This window comes from Alishewanella sp. BS5-314 (assembly GCF_025377695.1).
In the GTDB taxonomy this organism is placed as follows: Bacteria; Pseudomonadota; Gammaproteobacteria; order Enterobacterales; family Alteromonadaceae; genus Alishewanella; species Alishewanella aestuarii.
Map to the genome: position 1 here is coordinate 799872 of NZ_JACEHJ010000002.1, position 20150 is coordinate 820021.

Genomic DNA, 20150 nt, shown 5'->3' on the forward strand with positions numbered 1-20150 from the left:
TCAGGTAGCTATGCTATTTTTTAGCTATTGCTTTTTATACCTGAACAAATAACGGGAGTGTCGAATGAAGATTAATATCGGTATTGATGAAGAGCAACGTAAAGCCATTGCCCACGGTTTGTCTGTATTGTTGGCGGATACCTATACGTTATACCTGAAAACCCATAATTATCACTGGAACGTGACTGGCCCGATGTTTCAGACGCTGCACACCCTGTTCGAAACCCAGTACAATGAACTGGCGTTGGCCGTTGATGAAATCGCCGAGCGTATCCGAGCGCTGGGCGAATTTGCACCGGGCTCTTATAAAGAGTACGCCAAGCTGACCAATCTGAAAGAAGCGGATGGTATTCCAGCCGCAGAAGAGATGATTAAAGATCTGGTAAAAGGTCAGGAAGCCATTGCCAAAACAGCTCGCTCTATAGTGCCGGTCGCCGATGGTGCCTCAGATGAGGTAACCTTGGATCTATTAACTCAGCGCATGACTGTGCATGAGAAAAATGCCTGGATGCTGCGTAGTCTAATCGCTTAAGCACAATATTAACGTTATTATACCCAGATAAAACAGGGAGCCTTGGCTCCCTGTTTTCTTTTTAAGCAACTCTGTACCACTTTGGTCTAATTCTGCATTTTATCGTGGTATTTTTGCCATTCATCTGACATTCTTAGCGCCCGGATGTGTTACCATCCGGCCGCCCAGCCTACGGGCAACTTACCCTCAACTAAATTTGTGCAAAAAAGTAACAGGTTTAATCATGCGAACGTTAAGTGTTTTGTCCTGCTGTGCCGCGCTGTTGCTGGCCAGCCCCGCCGCTCTGGCAGCGGCAGCTGGTGAGCTCTCCCTGACATCTTCAACTATCGGTTTTATTTGTATCGCCATTTTCGTGCTGGCTTATGCGCTGGTGATGGGCGAAGAAAAGTTGCATATGCGCAAATCGAAACCGGTGCTGGTTGCAGCAGGTCTGATTTGGATCCTGATTGGTTGGGTCTATGTGCAAAATGGCATGCCGAATGTAGCCGAGGATGCTTTCAGACATAACTTGCTCGAGTTCGCCGAGTTAATGTTATTCCTGCTGGTCGCGATGACCTATATCAATGCCATGGAAGAGCGCCGGCTATTTGATGCGCTGCGTGCCTGGATGATTCGCAAGGGCTTTAGCTATCAGAACCTGTTCTGGATCACCGGCTTTTTATCCTTCTTTATCTCGCCGGTGGCCGATAACCTGACAACAGCTCTACTGATGTGTGCTGTGGTAATGAAGGTAGCCGAAGGAGACAAACGCTTTATTAACCTCTGCTGTATTAATATTGTGGTCGCAGCCAATGCCGGTGGTGCCTTTAGCCCCTTTGGCGATATTACGACGCTAATGGTTTGGCAGGCGGGGATGGTGAAATTTCAGGAGTTTTTCGTGCTCTTTATCCCGTCAATGGTCAACTTCCTGATCCCGGCGGCGATTATGAGTTTCTTTATTGAAAAACGTAAGCCTAATGCCATTGAAGAAGATGTGGAGTTAAAACGTGGCGCGATCCGTATTGTCTGCCTGTTTTTATTTACGATTGCCACAGCTGTCGCCTGTCATACCTTCCTGCATCTGCCACCGGTACTGGGTATGATGATGGGACTGGGCTATTTGCAGTTCTTTGGTTATTTCCTGCGTATGACGTTACCGGGTTCGCTGGCCCGTAAACGCGCTATGGCAGAGCGGGCGGGGGATATGGAACGTTTACGGCGCTTAGGTGGCGTGGTGCCTTTTGATGTATTCAGTAAGGTTCAACGTGCCGAATGGGATACCTTACTGTTTTTCTACGGTGTAGTGATGTGTGTTGGCGGCCTGGGCTTTCTGGGCTATCTGGCCGTGATGTCCGACCTGCTTTATAGTCAATGGGGCCCAACTAATGCCAACGTTGCCTTAGGTGTCATTTCTGCAGTGATTGATAATATTCCGGTGATGTTTGCGGTGCTGACGATGCAACCGGAGATGTCACATGGCCAGTGGCTGCTGATTACACTTACTGCCGGGGTAGGCGGTAGCCTGCTGTCGGTTGGCTCTGCCGCTGGGGTGGCATTAATGGGCCAGGCCAGAGGCATGTATACCTTTGCCGGTCATTTGAAATGGGCTCCGGTAATTGCTTTGGGCTATATCGCCTCGATTTTTGCGCACCTGTGGTTAAATGCCAGCTTATTTGACGTATACGGCTGACGCTATTCAGTCGCTGGCTTGATCCGAAAAACGCAGTCCTTGGTGGCTGCGTTTTTTATGGCCGGGGTCTGTCCAGTGCAGCTGGCGAAAAAACTACTAAGATTTTTCCGGAAAACCTTGTAAAATTCATCACAACAGCGACACTTAGTAAAAAGGTGTTCGCCGCAGTGTGGTCAGTTTGTATCAAACGCTGCGTTACTCAGTCAGTAGGTTGTGACAACCGGAGAAGCTAAGATGAATGCGTTACAGTATGCGCAGAATGTAGTAGAGCTATTTTCTTTACCTGACAGTTATTTCCGGGTGCGGGAGTTGATGGAATCCGATACGGCGAGTCTGGATGATATCGCTGAGGTGATTTTACTGGATCCGGTACTGACATCTAAGCTTCTGAAACTTGCCAACTCAGCAGTGTACCGCTTGCCCTACCAGGTTGACTCTGTCAGCAAAGCCTTGCTGGTACTTGGTAAAACGCAGGTTTATAACCTGATCCTAAGTATTGGTATCAGCTCAGCCTGTAGCCAAATCTCTACTTCAGCCATTGATCTGGACCGGTTCTGGGAGCAAAGCGTCAATGCGGCGCTGATTGCGCGCTACCTGGCCAACCATCTGGCATTAAAGCAGGCTGACAGAGTGTATGTGGCGGGTTTGCTGCATAATATTGGGGAGTTAGTGGTGGCTCAGGTTGATCCTGAACTGGCCAGCAGCTGTGAAAAGTATACGACTGAGCTTAAGCCCTGGCAGTTGCAGCAAAGGGTGCTGGGGTTTACTTATGCCAGCTGCGGTGCTGAATTGCTGAATTTATGGCAGTTACCCGATGCCATTGTTGAACCTCTGGCTTTACAACATAACAGCCAGTTTGAAGCACGTTCAAAGGAAGAGCTAATTGTCTATTTGTCGGTGCGTCTGGCACTTGCAAATCAACATCCTGAATTATATAACATTAAGACCCTGGTCGATCCGTTTCTATTCGAGCTGCTACAGCTTAAGCAGGCAGATTTGCTGAAGGCGGTCGACTTTTGCAATACCGAAGGGCTTTTTATCTTATCTGTGCTAAACCCCCGGATCAGTACTATTTATTAATCTATTAATCAATCCTATACCGCCGGTGTGACCGGCGGTATCTTGTTAATCCCGGAATGAATCATGTCTTTAGTCTCAACTAAAAAACGGCCTCTTTATACCGGCTATGCCGGCTCGGCTTTATTGGAAACACCATTACTGAATAAAGGTAGTGCTTTTACCGCGGAAGAGCGAGCCGCCTTTAACCTGACCGGCCTGCTGCCGCCACGTTATGAAAGCATTGAAGAGCAGGTAAGCCGATGCTATCAGCAATACCGTAGCTTTGAAGAAGCGATTAACAAGCATATTTACCTCAGAGCCATTCAGGATAATAACGAAACCCTGTTTTATCGGTTGGTGCAACAACATCTGGAAGAGATGTTGCCTATTATCTATACACCGACGGTCGGCGACGCCTGTGAACAGTTTTCTGATATTTATCGCAGCGCCCGTGGGCTCTTTATTAGCTATGACGATCGCTACAATCTGGATGATGTGCTGCGTAATGCCACAAAAAGCAAAGTCAAAGTCATAGTGGTAACAGATGGTGAGCGGGTGCTCGGCCTGGGTGATCAGGGCATAGGCGGTATGGGCATTTCTATCGGTAAGTTGTCGCTTTATACCGCTTGTGGCGGAATCAGCCCGGCCTATACCTTACCCGTGATGCTGGACGTGGGCACTAACAACGAAAAATTACTTAACGATCCTATGTATATGGGCCTGCGGCAACCGCGGGTTGGGCAGGAGGAATATAATGAGTTTATTGACCTCTTTATTCAGGCGGTAAAACGGCGCTGGCCGGAGGCAATTATCCAGTTTGAAGATTTTGCCCAGCCCAATGCGATGCCGATTCTGCAGCGCTATCGTGACAGCGTGCGCTGTTTTAATGATGATATTCAGGGCACTGCTGCAGTGACGGTGGGCACCTTGCTTGCGGCTTGCCGTAGCAAAAGTGTGCCATTACATCAGCAAAAAGTGGTCTTTGTTGGCGCAGGCTCTGCGGGCTGCGGTATCGCCGAGGCGATTATCAGTCAGATGGTGGCTGAAGGTTTGGCTGAAGCTCAGGCGCGCAGTCAGGTGTATATGGTTGACCGCTTCGGACTGCTTACCGATACCATGCCGGATTTACGTGACTTCCAGCAAGCGTTAGTGCAAAGCAGTACGCATATTGCCAACTGGAGCTTTAGCGGTGACTATCCAAGCCTGTTAGATGTAATGCATTGTGCTCAGCCAACCGTGTTAATTGGGGTGTCTGGCCAGGCCGGATTATTTACCGAGCAGATTATCCGCGCGATGAAAAAGGGCTGTGCCTTGCCGATTATCTTTCCATTAAGTAACCCGTCACGGCAGGTAGAGGCGACACCAGAGCAGGTTATTGAGTGGACAGAGGGCGAGGTGATTGTCGCGACTGGTAGCCCCTTTAAGCCTGTTCATTATCAGGGCCGTGAATTTCTGATTACCCAGTGTAACAACAGCTATATTTTCCCGGGTATCGGTTTAGGCGTCATAGCCGCTAATGCCAGACTGATTTCAGACGAGATGTTGCGTGCCGCCAGTGAAACCCTGGCAGCGAATTCGCCTCTGGCTAACACCGGAAAAGGGGGCTTGTTACCACCTTTTACCGAACTTGCTGCGTTAAGTAAAAAGATAGCCTTTGCTGTCGCTAAGATTGCGATGCAGCAGGGCCTGGCGCTGGAGATGGACGACAACGCGCTGCAGCAAAAAATTGAAGATAATTTCTGGCGGCCGGAGTACCGAAATTACCGCCGCGTCAGTAACTAGCGATGTAGCGGGTGAATCGCCCGCTTTTTCGCTGTCGTCGTTTCGGTTACTATTTTTGCAAGGGCTTTAGGTCGCGCATCAATTGGTGAGCAGCTGAGTCGGCTTTGCGATAACGGCCTGAGCGCGACCACGATGCTTGCCCTGATAGAGGGCGTCGTCGGCAAGTTTTACCCACTGTTCGAGCGAACTGCAACTGACGGGTAGCTGCGCTATGCCGAAAGTTGCGCTCAGCTTTAATATGGCGCCCTGATATGAGCAGGGCTCCTGCTGCATCTCTCGTAGTAAGGCCTCACAAAATACTTTGGCATCACTTGCTGTACAGTCCGCCAGAGCCAGAATAAATTCTTCGCCTCCCCAGCGCCCAGTCAGATCGCTGCCTCTTGCCCTTGTACTGAGCTTAGCAGCGAAATGCTGCAGGGCGGCATCACCTGCGGCGTGACCAAACTGGTCATTAATGCTCTTGAAATAATCCAGATCAATTAACACCAGGCTAAGAGATTGCTGACTGCGTTGTAACTGTAAACGTAAACGTTGAAAGTGTTCCGTAAAACCGGCGCGATTTAATAACCCCGTTAGCTCATCATGATCAGCTTTGTTTTGCAGTTGTTGTGCTAACAATTCAAGCTCCTGCGTTCTGGCACTAACCAGGCCGGCCAGACGTGCGTTGCGTCTTCTTAAATTAAGCTCTCGCAGATAGACACTTAATAACAAGGTAGTCAGGAAAACGACAGCAGAGACAATCCATAAGTAAGGTGAATACCACCAGGGTGCAGCGACCTGAATTTGGATCCGCAATGGCTCTGCGGATTGGATACCCTGACTATTCTGGCCAATCACTTCTAACAGGTAATTGCCGGGAGCTAAGCCCAAATAACGTAATTCGCGGTTACGGGTTGCGCTACTCCAGTTCGATGACAACCCTAGCAGACGGTATCGGATAGTGTTTTTGTCTGGTTCACGGTAGTCCAGAACTGAGACACCGATCACCAATTCCCGAAAGTTAGCCGGTAACGCAATTTGCGTCTGATTAACAGGATAATGCCGGGTCTGATCTCTGCCATCGATTTCAACCTGGCTCAGCGCGACTCTGGGCACAGGCATATACTCGGCCTCTATATCAAATTTGCTATTGGCGACCCCCATAGCGGTACCCAGCAAAAAGCTGCCGTCGGGTAACAATAGATGGGCATTACGTTGCATCGTCAGATCGGGTAGACCGTCATTCAGACTATAACTGGTAAAACGTTGGCTGTGCTCATTAAAGCGGGCAGGACCATGATTAGTCAAAGCCCATAACCGTTGTTGCTGATCGAGGAAGGCGCCGGTAATAAAGACACTTGGCAGTCCTTGCTCGGTTAAAAATTGTGAACTGCTGCCGCTTTGTAGATCAAGGCGCCACAGCCCATATTCGGAGCAAAGCCAAACTATGGTCTCAGCGACAGGTAATACACAATTAAATCCTTCAACCAGATTGGCGACACCGGTTTCTACCTGGTGCCAGCTTTGCCCGACAGGTCTTTTATACAATCCGGAGTAACGGGTTGCTGCATATAAATTGCCGCTTTGATCAGTGACGATCTGATAAATCTGGTCGCCGCTGTTTGTCGCCAGGTTAGTCAGGCTAATAGTCGCCTGCTGCGTTTGCGGTTGCCAGCGAAGTAGACCCCGCTGCCAAACCCCCAGATAGAAATCGCCGTCAGTAGAGATATGAAAGGCAGTAATAGCGCCCGGAGGAATACCGGCCAGCTCAAAAGGCGCCAGTTCTGGTCTAAGCCGGCCATCCTGCATTTGATATAAGCCACTGTCAGTCGCCAGCCAGAGCGAGCCGTCAGGCTGCGAAGCAAATTGATAAATTTTGCGAATATTATGTTGTTGGCGATACAGAACCTGATGCCACTGGTTGCTGGCATGCTCCAGCCAGATTAAGGCACCGTGTGCGGCTATCCAGATATTACGTTGCTGGTCCTGATACAGGGCACTAATTAAACGACTTGCCGCCTGTTGCAGGGGGCTCGGTAGTTGAATACTCAAGGGTTGAAAAGCCCGTTGTTGCGGATTACCGATAAAGAGTCCCTGATCCCGGCTACCTACCCAGAGTTGGCTGTCGGCGTTTTCATAGAGGGTTCGGACATCGACATCCGGCAGATAATTAAAGCCCTGACGATTTTTAATCCACTGCTTAGCCTCGGTATCATATAAAAATAATCCTTCGGTGCTGCCGACCCATAAATAATTATCCGGACTCTGATAAAGTACATTTACTCGGGGAGAGGCGAATTGCGCCGGCATTTCCAGACGGGCAAAACAGTCACAGCCGGAATGATACTGATAAACCCCCGTGGCTGAACTGGCCCAGATACCCGAGCTAAAATGCTGAATAGCGCGTACTTCACGCGCTCGTTCAAGGATATTTTTTTCCGGTTGCGGCAACAGATAGCGTTTTACCTGCTGCTCTGTATTAAGCAGCACTATGCCGTCAGCGGTGGCAAACCACAGACCTTCAGCCGATTCAGTGATCCACCAGATCCGGTTCTTATGCAATGGATGTTCGAGCTCCGACGCCGCATAACGCTTGATCTCCCTGGGGTTAGCTAAATCAATATAGTTAACCCCCGCGACAGTACCAATCCATAAACGTTGCTTGCTATCCAGAAATAAGGTTTGTACCCGATCAGATGCCAGCGCGTCAGGATCGCCGCTATCGGCCCGGAAATTGTACTGAACATCGTTTGCAGCAGCGAGATAGGTTAAACCATGACCCCAACTGGCCATCCAGATAGCGCCATTATTCTCTAATACAAATTTATTGACATTTTGCCGCCGTAAACCACTTTCTGCGACACTTAGCCAATTAACGCTTTCGCTGCCATCAAACCGTAACAGTCCGTCGCTGTCCGTTGCCAGCCACATAAAGCCATGCTGGTCCTGAGTGATGTGATAAACCGAAGACTGTCGGGCGGTCAGCTTATCGGTAGGTGGGCTAAACACATAGTCTATGTCTGCAACAGCACTGAAACAGCATATCGCCAGTAGAAGTAGCAAGGGTTGCAACAACTTTGACATCAGACCCGGACTAATATTATTTGAGCGTATTCAAGTTATACCTGTTTTAATAAAAAAGCACAATCTGACCTTGGTCTGGCGTCAGGTTAAGCAGATCGCAAGCTTTAATCTGCAAGGTGTTTACTGTTAAGATCAGGGTTGGCGGACAAATTGGGTTCGCAACAGGATCAAAGTCAGAACAGGCCGGTTTTGACTTGCAGTCATCAGAGCGTCCACGGCCGGCGCGGTAGTTGTTGTGATCAGACACTTTTTGTTCGTTATTCTGCTGCTTAGCATTAGCAGTCCGGTATTTGCCAATCCAGGCAATTTTGAACAGGCCAAAGTTACCCTCAAGCAAATTTATCAGGGCCATGAACGTACCTTTTATTGCGATTGTGCGATCAGTTGGGTTGGACGCAGTGGTGGTCGGGTTGATCATCAAAGCTGTGGCTTCGAAGTCTATGCGCCCCGGGGTACCCCCAGTGAGGCAACGCTGGCCAGAGCAGCTCGTTCAGAAGTGGAGCATATTATTCCGATCTCCTGGGTGGGGAAGCAATTAAAATGCTGGCAAAACGGCGGCCGTAAGAACTGCCAGCAACAGGATCCGTTATTTAACCTGATTGAAGCTGATCTGTTTAACCTGACCTATGCCGTAGGACAGATCAATGGTCTGCGGGCCGATCTGCCCTTTGGTATGGTTGGGCAAGAATTCAGCGGTCAGTTTGGCCGCTGTGATATCCGGATTGATACCAAACAGCGTAAGGTTCAGCCCAAGGCAGATATCCGCGGCGATATTGCGCGGGTGGCGTTTTATATGGCCGATCGCTACAACCTGAAATTAAGCCGCCAGGATCAGCAAATGTTTCTGGCTTGGCACAGTCAGGATCCGGTTTCAGAGAAAGAGCGGCAGATCCACCAGCGCACAGCTATGCAGACCGAGCGTAATAATCCTTTTGTAACCGGTGAAAAAAGCTGGCAGCTAGGCTTTGCTACCAGCGGCATTGGCTTAACCGCTGCCGGTTGGGACAACCGCAACGACACGCAGGTTGCCAAAGTGGAAAGCAGCAGCAAAGTGACAGGTCCAATCCATGCTAACCGCAACTCCAAAATCTATCACCGGCCGGATTGCCCCAATTATCAAAGTATGGCGCCAGCAAACCGGGTGATTTTCCAAACCATATCTGAAGCCGAGCAACAGGGCTATCGGGTGGCGGCGAATTGTCCGGCAATATAAAAAACAGACCAAGGAATTAATTTACCGCCGTAAGCTCTAAGCAAAATCTTAACTAAGGAGCCGGCTATGCTAAATAAAGATTTTCTTAACAAATTACTGAGTAATGGTACAGGGCTTACTGGTGCACCGGGCACCGGTGGTAGCATCAATGACTTATTAAAAGGTCGGGCCGGTGCTGCGGTAGCCGGCGGCGCACTAGGGTATTTGCTGGGAAGTAAAAAGGGCCGGCAACTCGGTGGCAAGGTGCTAACCTACGGTGGCCTGGCCGCGCTTGGTATACTGGCTTACAAGGCCTATGGTAACTGGCAGCAGCAACAGGGAAATCAGCCAGCAAGCAGCACAGCGGCCGAGCTGCATACTGAAAGCGGTTGCCGTGCCATTCTGGTCTGCTTGATTGCTGCTGCAAAAGCGGATGGTCATATTGATGAGCGTGAGCTACAGCTGATTGAGCAGGAAATCAGCAGACTGACCACGGATGCCGGGATCCGGCAATTTGTTGATGCTGAACTGAAAAAACCACTGGATCCGGCCGCGGTGGCAAGATTAGCTACCTCAGAACAACTGGCTGCCGAGATGTATATGGCGACCCTGCTGGTGATCGATGAAGAAAGCTTTATGGAGCGTAGCTATCTGACCGAGTTGGCCAGACAGCTAAAGTTACCGGAAAGCTTGCAGCTGGAGCTGCGGCAGCAAGTTAAGGCTGCAGGCCAATTGGTGGCCGGATAAACGAAAAAGTAGGCGCCGCTACCGGCGCCTACCTTTACAAACCGAAGGTCGCAAAATCAGCCGTGCTGTGGCGCTCAGCCAGACCTGGTGTATCACCAAAGTTACGGTTTACCAGATAGCCGCGTTTTACCGCCGGACGTGCATCCAGTTGTTGTGCCCAGCGCAACACATGCTGGTAGCTGCCGACATCCAAAAATTCAGCCGCATTGTAAAGCCGGCCCAATACCAGGCCGCCATACCAGGGCCAGATTGCCATATCGGCAATGCTATATTCGTTGCCAGCAACAAAGGGCTGGCGCGCCAGCTGCTTATCCAGCACATCCAACTGACGTTTGGTTTCCATAGCATAGCGGTTGATCGGGTATTCGTATTTTTCCGGCGCATAGGCGTAAAAATGACCAAAGCCGCCGCCAACAAAGGGGGCGCTACCCATTTGCCAGAATAACCAGTTCATCACTTCAGTTCGGGCGCCTGGATCAGTGGGCAGAAAGGCCTGAAATTTTTCTGCCAGATACAGCAAAATTGAGCCAGATTCAAATACCCGGATGCCGCTGTCACGGTCAAATAATGCCGGAATCTTCGAGTTAGGATTCAGTTCGACAAAGCCACTGCCAAATTGCGCACCGTCTTTGATACTGATAAGCCAGGCATCATATTCAGCCGCATGACCGGCAGCTAATAACTCTTCCAGTAAGATCGTGACTTTAATACCATTGGGCGTCGCCAGTGAATATAGCTGCAGCGGATGTTCGCCAACGGGTAAAGGCTGCTGGTGAGTAGCGCCGGAAACCGGGCGGTTGATACTGGCAAAGGCGCCGCCGTTTTCAGACTGCCATTGCCAGACTGCGGGTGGGGTATATGAGGTTGTCATCCTGTGCTCCTGTGATCTGCTGTTGTCGTAAATCGGGCTGATATTGATAAACTACAAGGCCATTAAGACATTTTTTACAGTTCAGTTCAGCTATTTGTCATTTTTATCCCGTACACTAAGTTAGTTTGAGATCGCTACAGGGAGTAATTTATGCAGAGATTAATTGCTTTGGCCGTCGCCTTGGGTATTGTTAACCCGGCACTGGGCGCTGAGGCGGAGCAACGTCTGGAACAATGTTTAGCCCTTGCCGATCAGCAGCGACTCAGTTGTTATGACGATATAGTCAAAGCCATGCAAAAGCAGCGTTTACTGGCTGAGCGACAGCCAGTAACGGCGGTTGCCCAAACTGTAGCAGAACAGCCCGATACGACGGACGCCGAGCCAGTCACAGCTGCGCCGGTAATTCCAGTTGCTACCATCCTACAAAGCTTGTGGGAACTTACCGAACAGGATAAACGCGGCACCTTTCGGGTGCGTACCTATCAACCTAACTTTATTTTGCCAGTGCATTACAGTAGCGGTGTAAACCGCCAACCGGCAAGTCCAACCCGCAGCGGTGCTGAGCTACAGGAAAACTATAAAGATATTGAAACCAAGCTGCAGGTATCACTACGGGCGAAAATTCTTGAAGACTGGCTATTGCCCAATGCCGATCTCTGGTTCGCCTACACCCAGACCTCAATGTGGCAGCTGTGGAACTCTGAAGACTCGGCACCTTTTCGTAGTACCGACTATCAGCCGGAGGTGGTTTATGTAATTCCGACGGCCGAGTACCTAGGCGCTTTGCCTTTTGGCTGGCGATTACAGATGCTGCAATTTGGTTTTGTGCACCAATCTAACGGTCAGAGCGAGCCGTTATCGCGCAGCTGGAACCGCTTTTATACCGCGGCAGCGTTCGAGCGTGAGCAGGTTGGACTTTTGCTGAAGTTTAATAAACGGGTTGCTGAATCATTGTCGGAAGACGATAACCCGGATCTGACAAACTTCCTGGGCAGTACCGAGCTACAACTGAGTTGGCTACCGGGCAGTGCCACCGCTTCATTAACGCGCAGAATGAACTGGCAGGATTTTTCCAAGGGCTCTTGGCAGCTGGATTTGACTTATCCAATCAATAAGCAACAACCCGATGGTTTACGGCTGCATTTACAGCTATTTTCCGGTTACGCCGAGACCTTACTGGATTACAATCATCGGCAAAATAGTATAGGCTTAGGCGTAATGTTGTTTAATTTCTGATACCTATAAAGATTGGGTACGCAGCGAGCTAAAGGTCAGTAAATTGTGAAGGGAAGACGCATGCCGGCTAAATTTCAGATTGAATCACGCCACTATATCCTGATTGTTGCGCTATTACTGGCGCTCTATGGCAGTTACCTGCTAATAGCGCCTTATATTGGCGCTATCGTATTGGCTTTTGTGTTATCGCTACTGTGTTTTCCGGTGCATGAATGGATTGAAACCAAATTGCCTGGCAAACCAAATTTGGCAGCGACAGTATCGCTGCTGTTGTTGGTAGTCGTGATTCTGGTGCCGGCGGCCCTGGTATTTGGCGCCATAGTGCAGCAGGGTTTAACTTTTACCAAACAAAGCTATAGCTGGCTTGGGCAGGGTGGTGCGGAGCAACTATTACAACATCCTTATTTACAGCAATTGCAGATTTTTCTGGCAGAGTGGCTACCCGGTGAAACCCTGGATGCCAGAAGTATTATTGAAAGGATTAGCGAGTTCGCCGCAGGTTTTGGTAAAGAGCTACTGAATCTTAGCACCAAATTAGTAGGTGATCTGACCGGTTTGGTGTTTAGTTTTATTCTGATGTTGTTCGTGCTGTTCTTTTTACTGCGCGACCACGCCAAAATTGTTGATACCCTGCACTGGGTCTTACCGCTTTCACGCTCTCAAGAAGAAGCCTTACTAACTGAAGCAAAGATGGTCGCCCGTTCCGCAGTATTGGGTTCGGTGCTTACTGCTATCGCGCAGGGTATTGCCGGCGGTATTGCTATGGCCATTGTTGGCTTTCCGGGATTGTTCTGGGGCACCATGATGGCCTTTGCCTCTTTTATACCGGCCGTGGGTACGGCGCTGATCTGGCTACCAGCCAGTTTATATCTGATCCTTACTGGTGATTGGGGTTGGGGTTTGTTTCTCGCCGGCTGGGGCGTGGTGGTCGTCGGTTCTATTGATAATGTCTTGCGGCCGATCCTGATGCAAGGCAGTTCTAATATGAGCACCTTATTGATTTTCCTGTCATTAATCGGAGGGATCCAATTGTTTGGGCTGATCGGTGTGATCTATGGCCCAATTATTTTTGCGCTGACACTGGTGTTGCTGCGCATTTATACCATTGAGTTTAGAGACTTCTTAGAGAAGCAGGATAAAAGTTAAACAAAATTACCGGCTAGTGATTGCCAATTTTTACCCTAATGTTAGAATGGCGTAATACTTTTTTATTATTACATTGCTCTGGTGAATTTTTTAAATGATTAAAAAAGCAGTCTGTTTAACGATATTACTCTCGACCTTAAGTGTGTTTTCCGTAAAAAGTAGTGTTGTTCCTTTGACCAATTATACGAATGACACCCAGAATGCAATGTATTGGTCACTGCTCGATGCAAATCTGGATATTGCCCGCCTAAGCTGGAGTGATACGCTGGGAGCGTCAACTCAGGCAGAGAAATCTGATATTGATAGTTTTATCCAGGCCAATACTGACGGGTGGCGCTGGGCGACGCTGCAAGAGCTTCAATTAATCCATCATTGGTTTGACTCAGATCCTTATGCTAATGGCTGGTCTGAGGGACAAAAAGCCGGTTCAGCATTGTTCTTCTTACTAAACGGCACCGGTCCTGCCTTTACCGAACAAAATGGTTATGATTTTGAAGGTTACACTTACTGGCAGTTTGGTACTTATGTGCAGGAGCAGTTTAATTCGGTTTGGATGGCCGATTTTGCCTGGAATAACTCAGCAGTTAACTGCGCGACGTATTCGTTATTGTGCGCAAGCGGATATTTTACTGATGAAAACTCGCCATTATGGAGTGCGCAAGATGTCATCGGAAATCCGTTAATTAATGTCGCCTCGTTACTTGTTCGGGATCGTGGTGCTTTATCAACGCCAGGCGCCACCATCACGGTACCCGCGACAGCATCTTCTTGGCTGTTGTTTTCAGGGTTAGCCTTACTAGCGCTGAAGCGGCGGCGTAGGGTAACGCGCTAGTTTCATTTATCCAAACTACGTACGAGATCAACTACCGCAAGTAGTTGATCTCTTTTTTTATTAAGTTCGAGATGTAGGATGTTTTGATGATTTTTGTAGATATCGCAGCTATTTACCTATATCTGCTGAAAACTATCTCCGTTATTCTACTGTTCGCACTACTATTCTTTGCACTTGATGACCTGTTTATAGATTTGGTGTATTGGGTTCGCCGTATATGGCGCAAAGTTACCGTTTATCGGAAGCAACCGGCGTTTGATGAGAAAAAGCTGTTTCTTTCAAAAGAGCAACCTATCGCCATTATGATTCCGGCCTGGCAAGAGGTGGGCGTTGTTGGCAAAATGGCTGAATTTGCCGCCTCGGAGCTGGATTATGAAAACTATCAGATTTTCGTCGGCACCTATCCGAATGACGAAGAGACGCAGGCAGATGTTGATGCAGTTTGTGCGCGATTTCCACATATCCATAAGGTAGTCTGCGCCCGCCCCGGACCAACCAGTAAAGCCGACTGCCTAAATAATGTTATTGCGTCAATCCTTGAGTTCGAGCTCAAAGCCAATATTCGTTTTGCCGGTTTTGTCATGCATGATGCTGAAGATGTGATTTCAGCGATGGAATTGCGTCTTTTTAACTATTTGCTGCCCAGAAAGGATCTGATCCAACTGCCGGTGTATCCTTTTGCTACCGGATTGTTTTCGTTTACGTCCGGACACTATCTGGATGAGTTTTCTGAGATGCACGGTAAAGATGTTGTTGTTCGCGAGGCGCTGGTTGGTCAGGTACCCAGTGCTGGTGTCGGCACCTGCTTTAGCCGCCGCGCCATTCTTAAACTTTCTGCGGAGGGTGACGGCTTACCGTTCGACGTACAATCTCTGACAGAAGATTACGATATCGGCTTTCGCTTAAAGCAATGGGGGATGTCTGAGATCTTTGTCCGCTTCTCCGTTCAGGATGACGGCTTAGCCAGTTTTGCCGAAAAAGCAGCCAGTCGTAACAGGCTGGAAGGTAACGTAGTTTGTGTTAGAGAGTATTTCCCGGAAACCTTGTCCAAAGCGATCAGACAAAAAAGCCGGTGGATTATTGGCATTGTATTTCAGGGCATGAAAACGCATAAATGGAGCGATAACTGGAAACTAAACTACTTTCTATGGCGCGATCGTAAAGGGGTGATCAGTTATTTTGTGAGCTTTTTAGCGACCTTAGTATTCTTCCAGCTAATTGCGCTGACATGTTACCAATTCTTGGCTCAGGAGCCATATCGATTTATTGACCTTTATAGCGGAGATCCCCTGATCGTTGCGTTACTCAGTGCCAACTTGGTACTGTTTTTGAACCGTACCATACAACGTGCCATTTTTGTGCGCCGCTATTACGGTATTGGTCAGGCGCTGATGTCTGTACCGCGTCAATTCTGGGGCAATATCATTAACTTTTGCGCCAATATCCGGGCAATCCGCCAGGTTATTGCACAAGGTGATCCGCGCCGGGTAGCCTGGGACAAAACACAGCACATTTACCCGACCGTCAGTGATCGGCAACTCGGCTTAACTGTTGGCGGCATGTTGCTTAAAGCCGGACTGTTGACAGAGCAACAACTTGAGTTAGCACTGCAAGAACGACGCCGCGGTGAGAAGATTGGTCAGGTCATGGTAAGGTTAGGCTTCCTGACTCCTGACCAGCTAGGGGAAATATTGGCCGAGCAAGCTGGCGTTTCTTATCAACGATTAGATCCTTTTACACTAAACGCAAAACCTATTACGCAGTTTCCGGAAAAGCTTGCTTTAAAGTACAGTGTTATCCCATTACAGGATGATGGTAAAACGCTGTTGCTGGCGCGGGAAAGTAGCTTGTCTCCGGTAGCCATTGGCGCTATGGAAAGGCAGCTGCAACGACATATTAGTTATGTTATCTGTCAGGGTGGCGCTGTGACCTTGGCTTTACGTTATTGGTATAAATACCAAAAAGATGCTAACCCCGAGCCAGAGCTTAACCATTATCTGGCGCAAGGTAAGCTAACGACTGAGCAGGCAAACTTACTTCGCGATCAATACTTTTCTACCCGGATCCAGTTTGGCGAGGCGCTGTTGCAAGCGTCAATGCTTGAAGCCAGTGTTGTCAACCAGGTGCTGATCAATTTTGATTATAGCGGTGAGCAAAGGTTGGGAGAGTATCTGCTGAGTGAGAATCTGATCAGTGACGCGGTTCTGCAACAAACTCTGAGCTTACAACAGGCTTACCAACCCAGTTTAACCGAGCTCTTTGCTCAACTTTTTGAATCAAGTGATAGTAGGGCAGCAACGTGCGTATAATTCCTTGCCTTCTGTTTGGTTTGTTTACTTCGTTTAACTTAGCAGCAGCGACACCAGATTGGGCTGATACGTTGTCAAATTTTCAAACACATCGGGTTTATCCCTATGTAGAAAAGGCATATCGTCTGGAGCAACAACAGGATTTTCGTGCTGCCAGCAAACAGCTGGAATATGCATTAGGTATTGTTCCTAATCATTTACCTTTCCTTAGAAAATTAGCAGAGCTGCAGCTCAAATCAGCCTATTTGGCGGAGGCAGCGACAACCATTGCGCTGTTACCTGATACGGAACAACAGGCGTTTTGGGAGTCTTGGGTATACCGCCTGTTTGAAATAGTCAGCGTTCAGGATCAGGAAGAAGTCCGAAAGTTCTATGATGCTGTCCCTGCTGGCTTGCAGCAGAAGATTGCGACCCATTTTGCCCAACACTATATTTCAGTCAACAAGCCTGAGCTAGCTGCTGATTGGCTTGCGCTACTAACCGAACCTGAGCTGGATTTATTGTTATATCGGGCCAGATATGCGGTAACACAGTCGCAGTTACCGAAGGCCGAGGCTGATTATTTGCGACTGTTAGCGCAGCACAACATCCCCGACTATCGTTCCGAATACTGTCTGGTTCTTGCCTCGTTTGCAGAAACTGAGAAGGCCACAGAATTTGCGCTTGCCAGCCAACCCGCACCAGAGTTAGCAGCCTGTTACAGACAACTTTTACAACTACAACTTGCTCAAGGTGGTTGGCAAATTGCTCTGGAATTGGCTAGTGGGTTACAACAAGTTGATAAGCTTGCGCAATCTGAAGCCCGTCAATTGACAATAGCGGCATGGAATCTGAGAGATGTTGCGCAATTGCAATACTACAGCGCTCTGGGTGAGGTTGACTGTTTGGATCAGACAGAGCTGTTACTTCAGCTTAATGAAACTAAACTGGCCGCAGCACAATTTCGCCGTTGTCACCCGATAACGGATCAGCAACGCTGGTTGGTATACGCTGAGAAAATGGCAACAACACCAGAATTAGTCAATGCCAGGCTCAGCAGCATTGCTGCGAAGCGGGAACGCGACCGCATAGTACGTGCGCGTGAGCTAACGGCAGGTCGTGTTTCAACGGTACTTGAGCGTTTATTCCAACAACCGCTGCACAGCGATGATTACGGCTTGGCTGTGAATCTGTTGGACCAATTAAATGAACCAGAGCAGCAGGTTATATATCTGGAACGGCTCTACCAACAATTTCCGAAAGCGGAGGTGCTAAATCGCCTCAGTGTTGCTTATATAAAATCAGAACGGCAGGATGCCGCGTTGAATATACTGGTAAATAGCCTGCCATGGCATAACGACTGGCTGGATAACCGGGAACTGGCTGAGCGTTTACTGAATCTGCTTTCGCAAAGTCCGAAAGCTGAGGTACTGAATTTATTAAGCAATTGGCCACAGTATCAGGCGCAACGGGCGGAGCTTTGGCGCTTGGTAGGGCAATGTGACCAAGCTCGCAGTTTACTCTCTCCTGAGCCGGTTTCTGTTGCCGGTTGGCGAACTTTGGCACTATGCGAGTCACAGCGTAATCCAGCTTATGCGATTCAATATTGGCAATATCTGTATCAACAACAGGCAGATAGCGAATACCTGATTCAGATTTCTTATTTGCAGGAAGCACAGGGAGATTTTGCCGCTGCGTTTGAAACCCTGGCTTCAGTTAATGATCCAAACTTACCTATCGAACAAAGATTGCGGCTGGCCGAATTGGCACGTCAAAACCAACAGCTTGATCTCGCGGTAAAAACGCTTGAAACGCTCCCGGTACCTGATGAGTTGGCTGCGCAAAAATGGAGTACTTTGGCAAGAACGTATCAGCAGCAACAGCGAATGGCGGATGCAATACAGGCGTGGGAACTCGCCATACAGGCAGAGCCATATGCGCGGCAAGTACGCGCAGAATTGGCGTATGCAATAGCAGAAACAGATCCGCTAAGAGCTATAGCACTATTTGAACAGCTGATAGCAACCGCAACCGACCAGGTTGAGTCGAATATGCAAACCCAGCTGGCGTACTTGTACTATCTGACAGGAAATGCTGCTCAGGCCGCACCGCAGGCACTGTTGGCTACCCAGTGGGCGGATGACCCGGTGCGCCAGACTGAACATCTTGCTATTCAGCGGCTCGCACAACAACTTAACTCCCCCTGGCGTTTTAGTCTCGGAGCGAGTTTTGTTGAAAACGGTTTTAGTAGCCCGGAACTACTTAATACTGGTGTAGCACAAAAATATAGCTCAGTGCTGCGGACAGACTATTTTCTTGATCCCTTACATCAGAATTTTAGTGGTTATCTAATGCTGAGTAGCGGCGGCGAAACAGAATTAACGGATCAACAGGGCTTGCAGCTTGGTCTAAGCTATAAACCCTTTGAAAAACAGAATATTTGGCTGGCCGCTGCGATGGAGAAAGTACCATTAAGTGGTGGCGACTGGCGCTCTATGTTGCGCCTGAGTGCCGATCTTTTTAACCAGGCACCGTGGCAGGCTGATTGGCGGCCAGAACAAAGGTCCTGGTATGAGCGGCGACTGTATACGGATTTTGTTTTATGGCCGGAGTCAGGTAATAATCAGCTAGTGCTGCGTTGGGATCAAGGCGTGGTTTATGCCTTGCCGGATACTCAAGCTGATGCCGTTAAGGCGTATTGGCTGGCGCAATTTGACTACCGCAAATTAAAAAATGACGCGACCTTCGATGATGGTCATCTTACAACGGCTGGTTTGGGCCTGAGTTGGCGTCGTTGGTTGGGGCAGGCGTTACACCAACGCTTAGAGGTATCATTAGAATGGCGTTACCAGCTAGATGGCGTAACATTGCCGGCGCAGCATGCCTGGTATCTGCAGTTTTCAGCTGTTTGGTAGAAGGCGCAGCGACAGGCGTATTTTATCAGCCGCTGAACCGTGACAGACATCTGACGGTTGCAGATTGGCGGTCTTTAATGTCGAATGTCCGTCAAGCAGGATATAAGCAACTTGTTGTGCAATGGAGTCAGTATGGTGAGCAGCATTTCCTTGACTCCGAATCGCCGGTAACCTTGTTGCTGGATGCTGCCCGGGAACAGGCTTTGGATGTCTGGCTTGGCTTAAGCGCCGATCCAGAGCAGTTTAAGCACGACTGGACACGCGATAGCCGGCGCAGTTATGTTGAGTCCCAGTTTGCCAACTTTGCAGCTGACCTTAAAATCTTACCCGTTAATTATCCAGAGTTGCCGCCAAATGTGGCGGGGTGGTTTATTCCACTTGAGCTGTTTGACCTGGATTTAACGTCTGCAGCCAGCGTACTGCATTTAAAACACCAGTTACAGGCGTTACAACAGCACACCAAAAAGCCAATAATGATCTCGGTGTTTGCAAACGGCCAGCTTGCGCCAGTATTGTTTCGAAAAGCACTACGGCAGTTACAAATGTCCGGGGTACAGTTATGGCTGCAGGATGGTAGTGGCGCGGCCTTGGTCTCGCCAGACTATAGGCAAGAACTGCTGGCAGCTTTAGATTGTGATGTCGGTCTGATTGTTGAAGCTTTCCGTGACGGTAGCTACGACGGGGAGTTCGCGGCACGAAGTGCATCATCAACAGAGTTACAACAGGCCTTAGCGGAGATCAAACCCTGTCATAATGTACTGTTATTCTCGTTGCGATACCTGTCCTTGTCTGATGCTTTATTGCCTTTAAAGGACTAA

Annotated in this window: 14 protein-coding genes; 12 read left to right on the forward strand and 2 right to left on the reverse strand. The window is 48.9% G+C overall.

Annotation, left to right across the window (positions count from 1 at the left end):
- Nucleotides 1-64: 64 nt before the first annotated feature.
- From H1D31_RS08295 to H1D31_RS08310, 4 genes are all read left to right on the forward strand, one after another.
- The gene (locus H1D31_RS08295) at nt 65-532 is read left to right on the forward strand and encodes a Dps family protein (RefSeq protein ID WP_008608545.1); all 468 of its coding nucleotides are present in this window, start codon (nt 65-67) and stop codon (nt 530-532) included.
- A 223-nt stretch (nt 533-755) separates the two neighbouring features.
- On the forward strand, nt 756-2201 hold the full coding sequence (gene nhaD / locus H1D31_RS08300; RefSeq protein WP_261257647.1) for a sodium:proton antiporter NhaD: 1446 nt from the start codon (nt 756-758) through the stop codon (nt 2199-2201).
- 234 nt (nt 2202-2435) lie between these two features.
- The gene (locus H1D31_RS08305; RefSeq protein WP_261257650.1) at nt 2436-3281 is read left to right on the forward strand and encodes an HDOD domain-containing protein; all 846 of its coding nucleotides are present in this window, start codon (nt 2436-2438) and stop codon (nt 3279-3281) included.
- 63 nt (nt 3282-3344) lie between these two features.
- A complete protein-coding gene (locus H1D31_RS08310) occupies nt 3345-5042 on the forward strand; it encodes an NAD-dependent malic enzyme (protein ID WP_261257652.1) in 1698 nt (565 codons plus the stop codon).
- Nucleotides 5043-5120: 78 nt separating this feature from the next.
- Here the strand turns inward: H1D31_RS08310 and H1D31_RS08315 are convergent, their stop codons facing one another.
- Complete coding sequence (locus H1D31_RS08315) at nt 5121-8105, reverse strand: ligand-binding sensor domain-containing diguanylate cyclase (protein WP_261257654.1); 2985 nt, start codon at nt 8103-8105, stop codon at nt 5121-5123.
- A gap of 235 nt (nt 8106-8340) precedes the next feature.
- Between H1D31_RS08315 and H1D31_RS08320 the strand changes: the two genes are divergently transcribed.
- Together H1D31_RS08320 and H1D31_RS08325 are read left to right on the forward strand one after the other, a co-directional pair.
- Entirely contained in the window at nt 8341-9318 is a 978-nt protein-coding gene (locus tag H1D31_RS08320; protein ID WP_261257656.1) for an endonuclease, read from the forward strand.
- A 66-nt stretch (nt 9319-9384) separates the two neighbouring features.
- Nucleotides 9385-10044 carry a tellurite resistance TerB family protein gene (locus tag H1D31_RS08325; protein WP_261257657.1) on the forward strand — a complete coding sequence of 220 codons (660 nt, stop codon included), beginning with the start codon at nt 9385-9387 and terminating at the stop codon, nt 10042-10044.
- 34 nt (nt 10045-10078) lie between these two features.
- On the opposite strand, the gene yghU is transcribed toward H1D31_RS08325, so the two are convergent.
- The gene (gene yghU, locus H1D31_RS08330; RefSeq protein ID WP_261257659.1) at nt 10079-10915 is read right to left on the reverse strand and encodes a glutathione-dependent disulfide-bond oxidoreductase; all 837 of its coding nucleotides are present in this window, start codon (nt 10913-10915) and stop codon (nt 10079-10081) included.
- Between the two features lie 150 nt (nt 10916-11065).
- On the opposite strand from yghU, the gene H1D31_RS08335 reads away from it, so the two are divergent.
- From H1D31_RS08335 to H1D31_RS08360, 6 genes are all read left to right on the forward strand, one after another.
- Complete coding sequence (locus H1D31_RS08335) at nt 11066-12151, forward strand: phospholipase A (RefSeq protein WP_261257661.1); 1086 nt, start codon at nt 11066-11068, stop codon at nt 12149-12151.
- A 60-nt stretch (nt 12152-12211) separates the two neighbouring features.
- Nucleotides 12212-13297, forward strand: coding sequence for an AI-2E family transporter (locus H1D31_RS08340; protein ID WP_261257663.1), 1086 nt, complete (start codon nt 12212-12214; stop codon nt 13295-13297).
- Nucleotides 13298-13391: 94 nt separating this feature from the next.
- Nucleotides 13392-14129 carry a VPLPA-CTERM sorting domain-containing protein gene (locus H1D31_RS08345; RefSeq protein WP_261257665.1) on the forward strand — a complete coding sequence of 246 codons (738 nt, stop codon included), beginning with the start codon at nt 13392-13394 and terminating at the stop codon, nt 14127-14129.
- An 86-nt stretch (nt 14130-14215) separates the two neighbouring features.
- Nucleotides 14216-16438, forward strand: a complete 2223-nt coding sequence (locus tag H1D31_RS08350) for a glycosyl transferase family protein (protein ID WP_261257667.1) — start codon at nt 14216-14218, stop codon at nt 16436-16438.
- Between the two features lie 71 nt (nt 16439-16509).
- A complete protein-coding gene (locus H1D31_RS08355) occupies nt 16510-19332 on the forward strand; it encodes an NfrA family protein (RefSeq protein ID WP_261257669.1) in 2823 nt (940 codons plus the stop codon).
- On the forward strand, nt 19257-20150 hold the full coding sequence (locus H1D31_RS08360; RefSeq protein ID WP_261257671.1) for a DUF4434 domain-containing protein: 894 nt from the start codon (nt 19257-19259) through the stop codon (nt 20148-20150). The genes H1D31_RS08355 and H1D31_RS08360 overlap by 76 nt, the downstream gene beginning before the upstream one ends.

Coding starts and splice junctions, on each gene's coding strand:
- H1D31_RS08360 (WP_261257671.1), top strand. CDS start 19,257: ATGGCGTTACCAGCTAGATGGCGTAACATTGCCGGCGCAGCATGCCTG.
- H1D31_RS08295 (WP_008608545.1), top strand. CDS start 65: ATGAAGATTAATATCGGTATTGATGAAGAGCAACGTAAAGCCATTGCC.
- H1D31_RS08325 (WP_261257657.1), top strand. CDS start 9,385: ATGCTAAATAAAGATTTTCTTAACAAATTACTGAGTAATGGTACAGGG.
- H1D31_RS08350 (WP_261257667.1), top strand. CDS start 14,216: ATGATTTTTGTAGATATCGCAGCTATTTACCTATATCTGCTGAAAACT.
- H1D31_RS08340 (WP_261257663.1), top strand. CDS start 12,212: ATGCCGGCTAAATTTCAGATTGAATCACGCCACTATATCCTGATTGTT.
- yghU (WP_261257659.1), bottom strand. CDS start 10,915: ATGACAACCTCATATACCCCACCCGCAGTCTGGCAATGGCAGTCTGAA.
- nhaD (WP_261257647.1), top strand. CDS start 756: ATGCGAACGTTAAGTGTTTTGTCCTGCTGTGCCGCGCTGTTGCTGGCC.
- H1D31_RS08305 (WP_261257650.1), top strand. CDS start 2,436: ATGAATGCGTTACAGTATGCGCAGAATGTAGTAGAGCTATTTTCTTTA.
- H1D31_RS08315 (WP_261257654.1), bottom strand. CDS start 8,105: ATGTCAAAGTTGTTGCAACCCTTGCTACTTCTACTGGCGATATGCTGT.
- H1D31_RS08310 (WP_261257652.1), top strand. CDS start 3,345: ATGTCTTTAGTCTCAACTAAAAAACGGCCTCTTTATACCGGCTATGCC.
- H1D31_RS08345 (WP_261257665.1), top strand. CDS start 13,392: ATGATTAAAAAAGCAGTCTGTTTAACGATATTACTCTCGACCTTAAGT.
- H1D31_RS08335 (WP_261257661.1), top strand. CDS start 11,066: ATGCAGAGATTAATTGCTTTGGCCGTCGCCTTGGGTATTGTTAACCCG.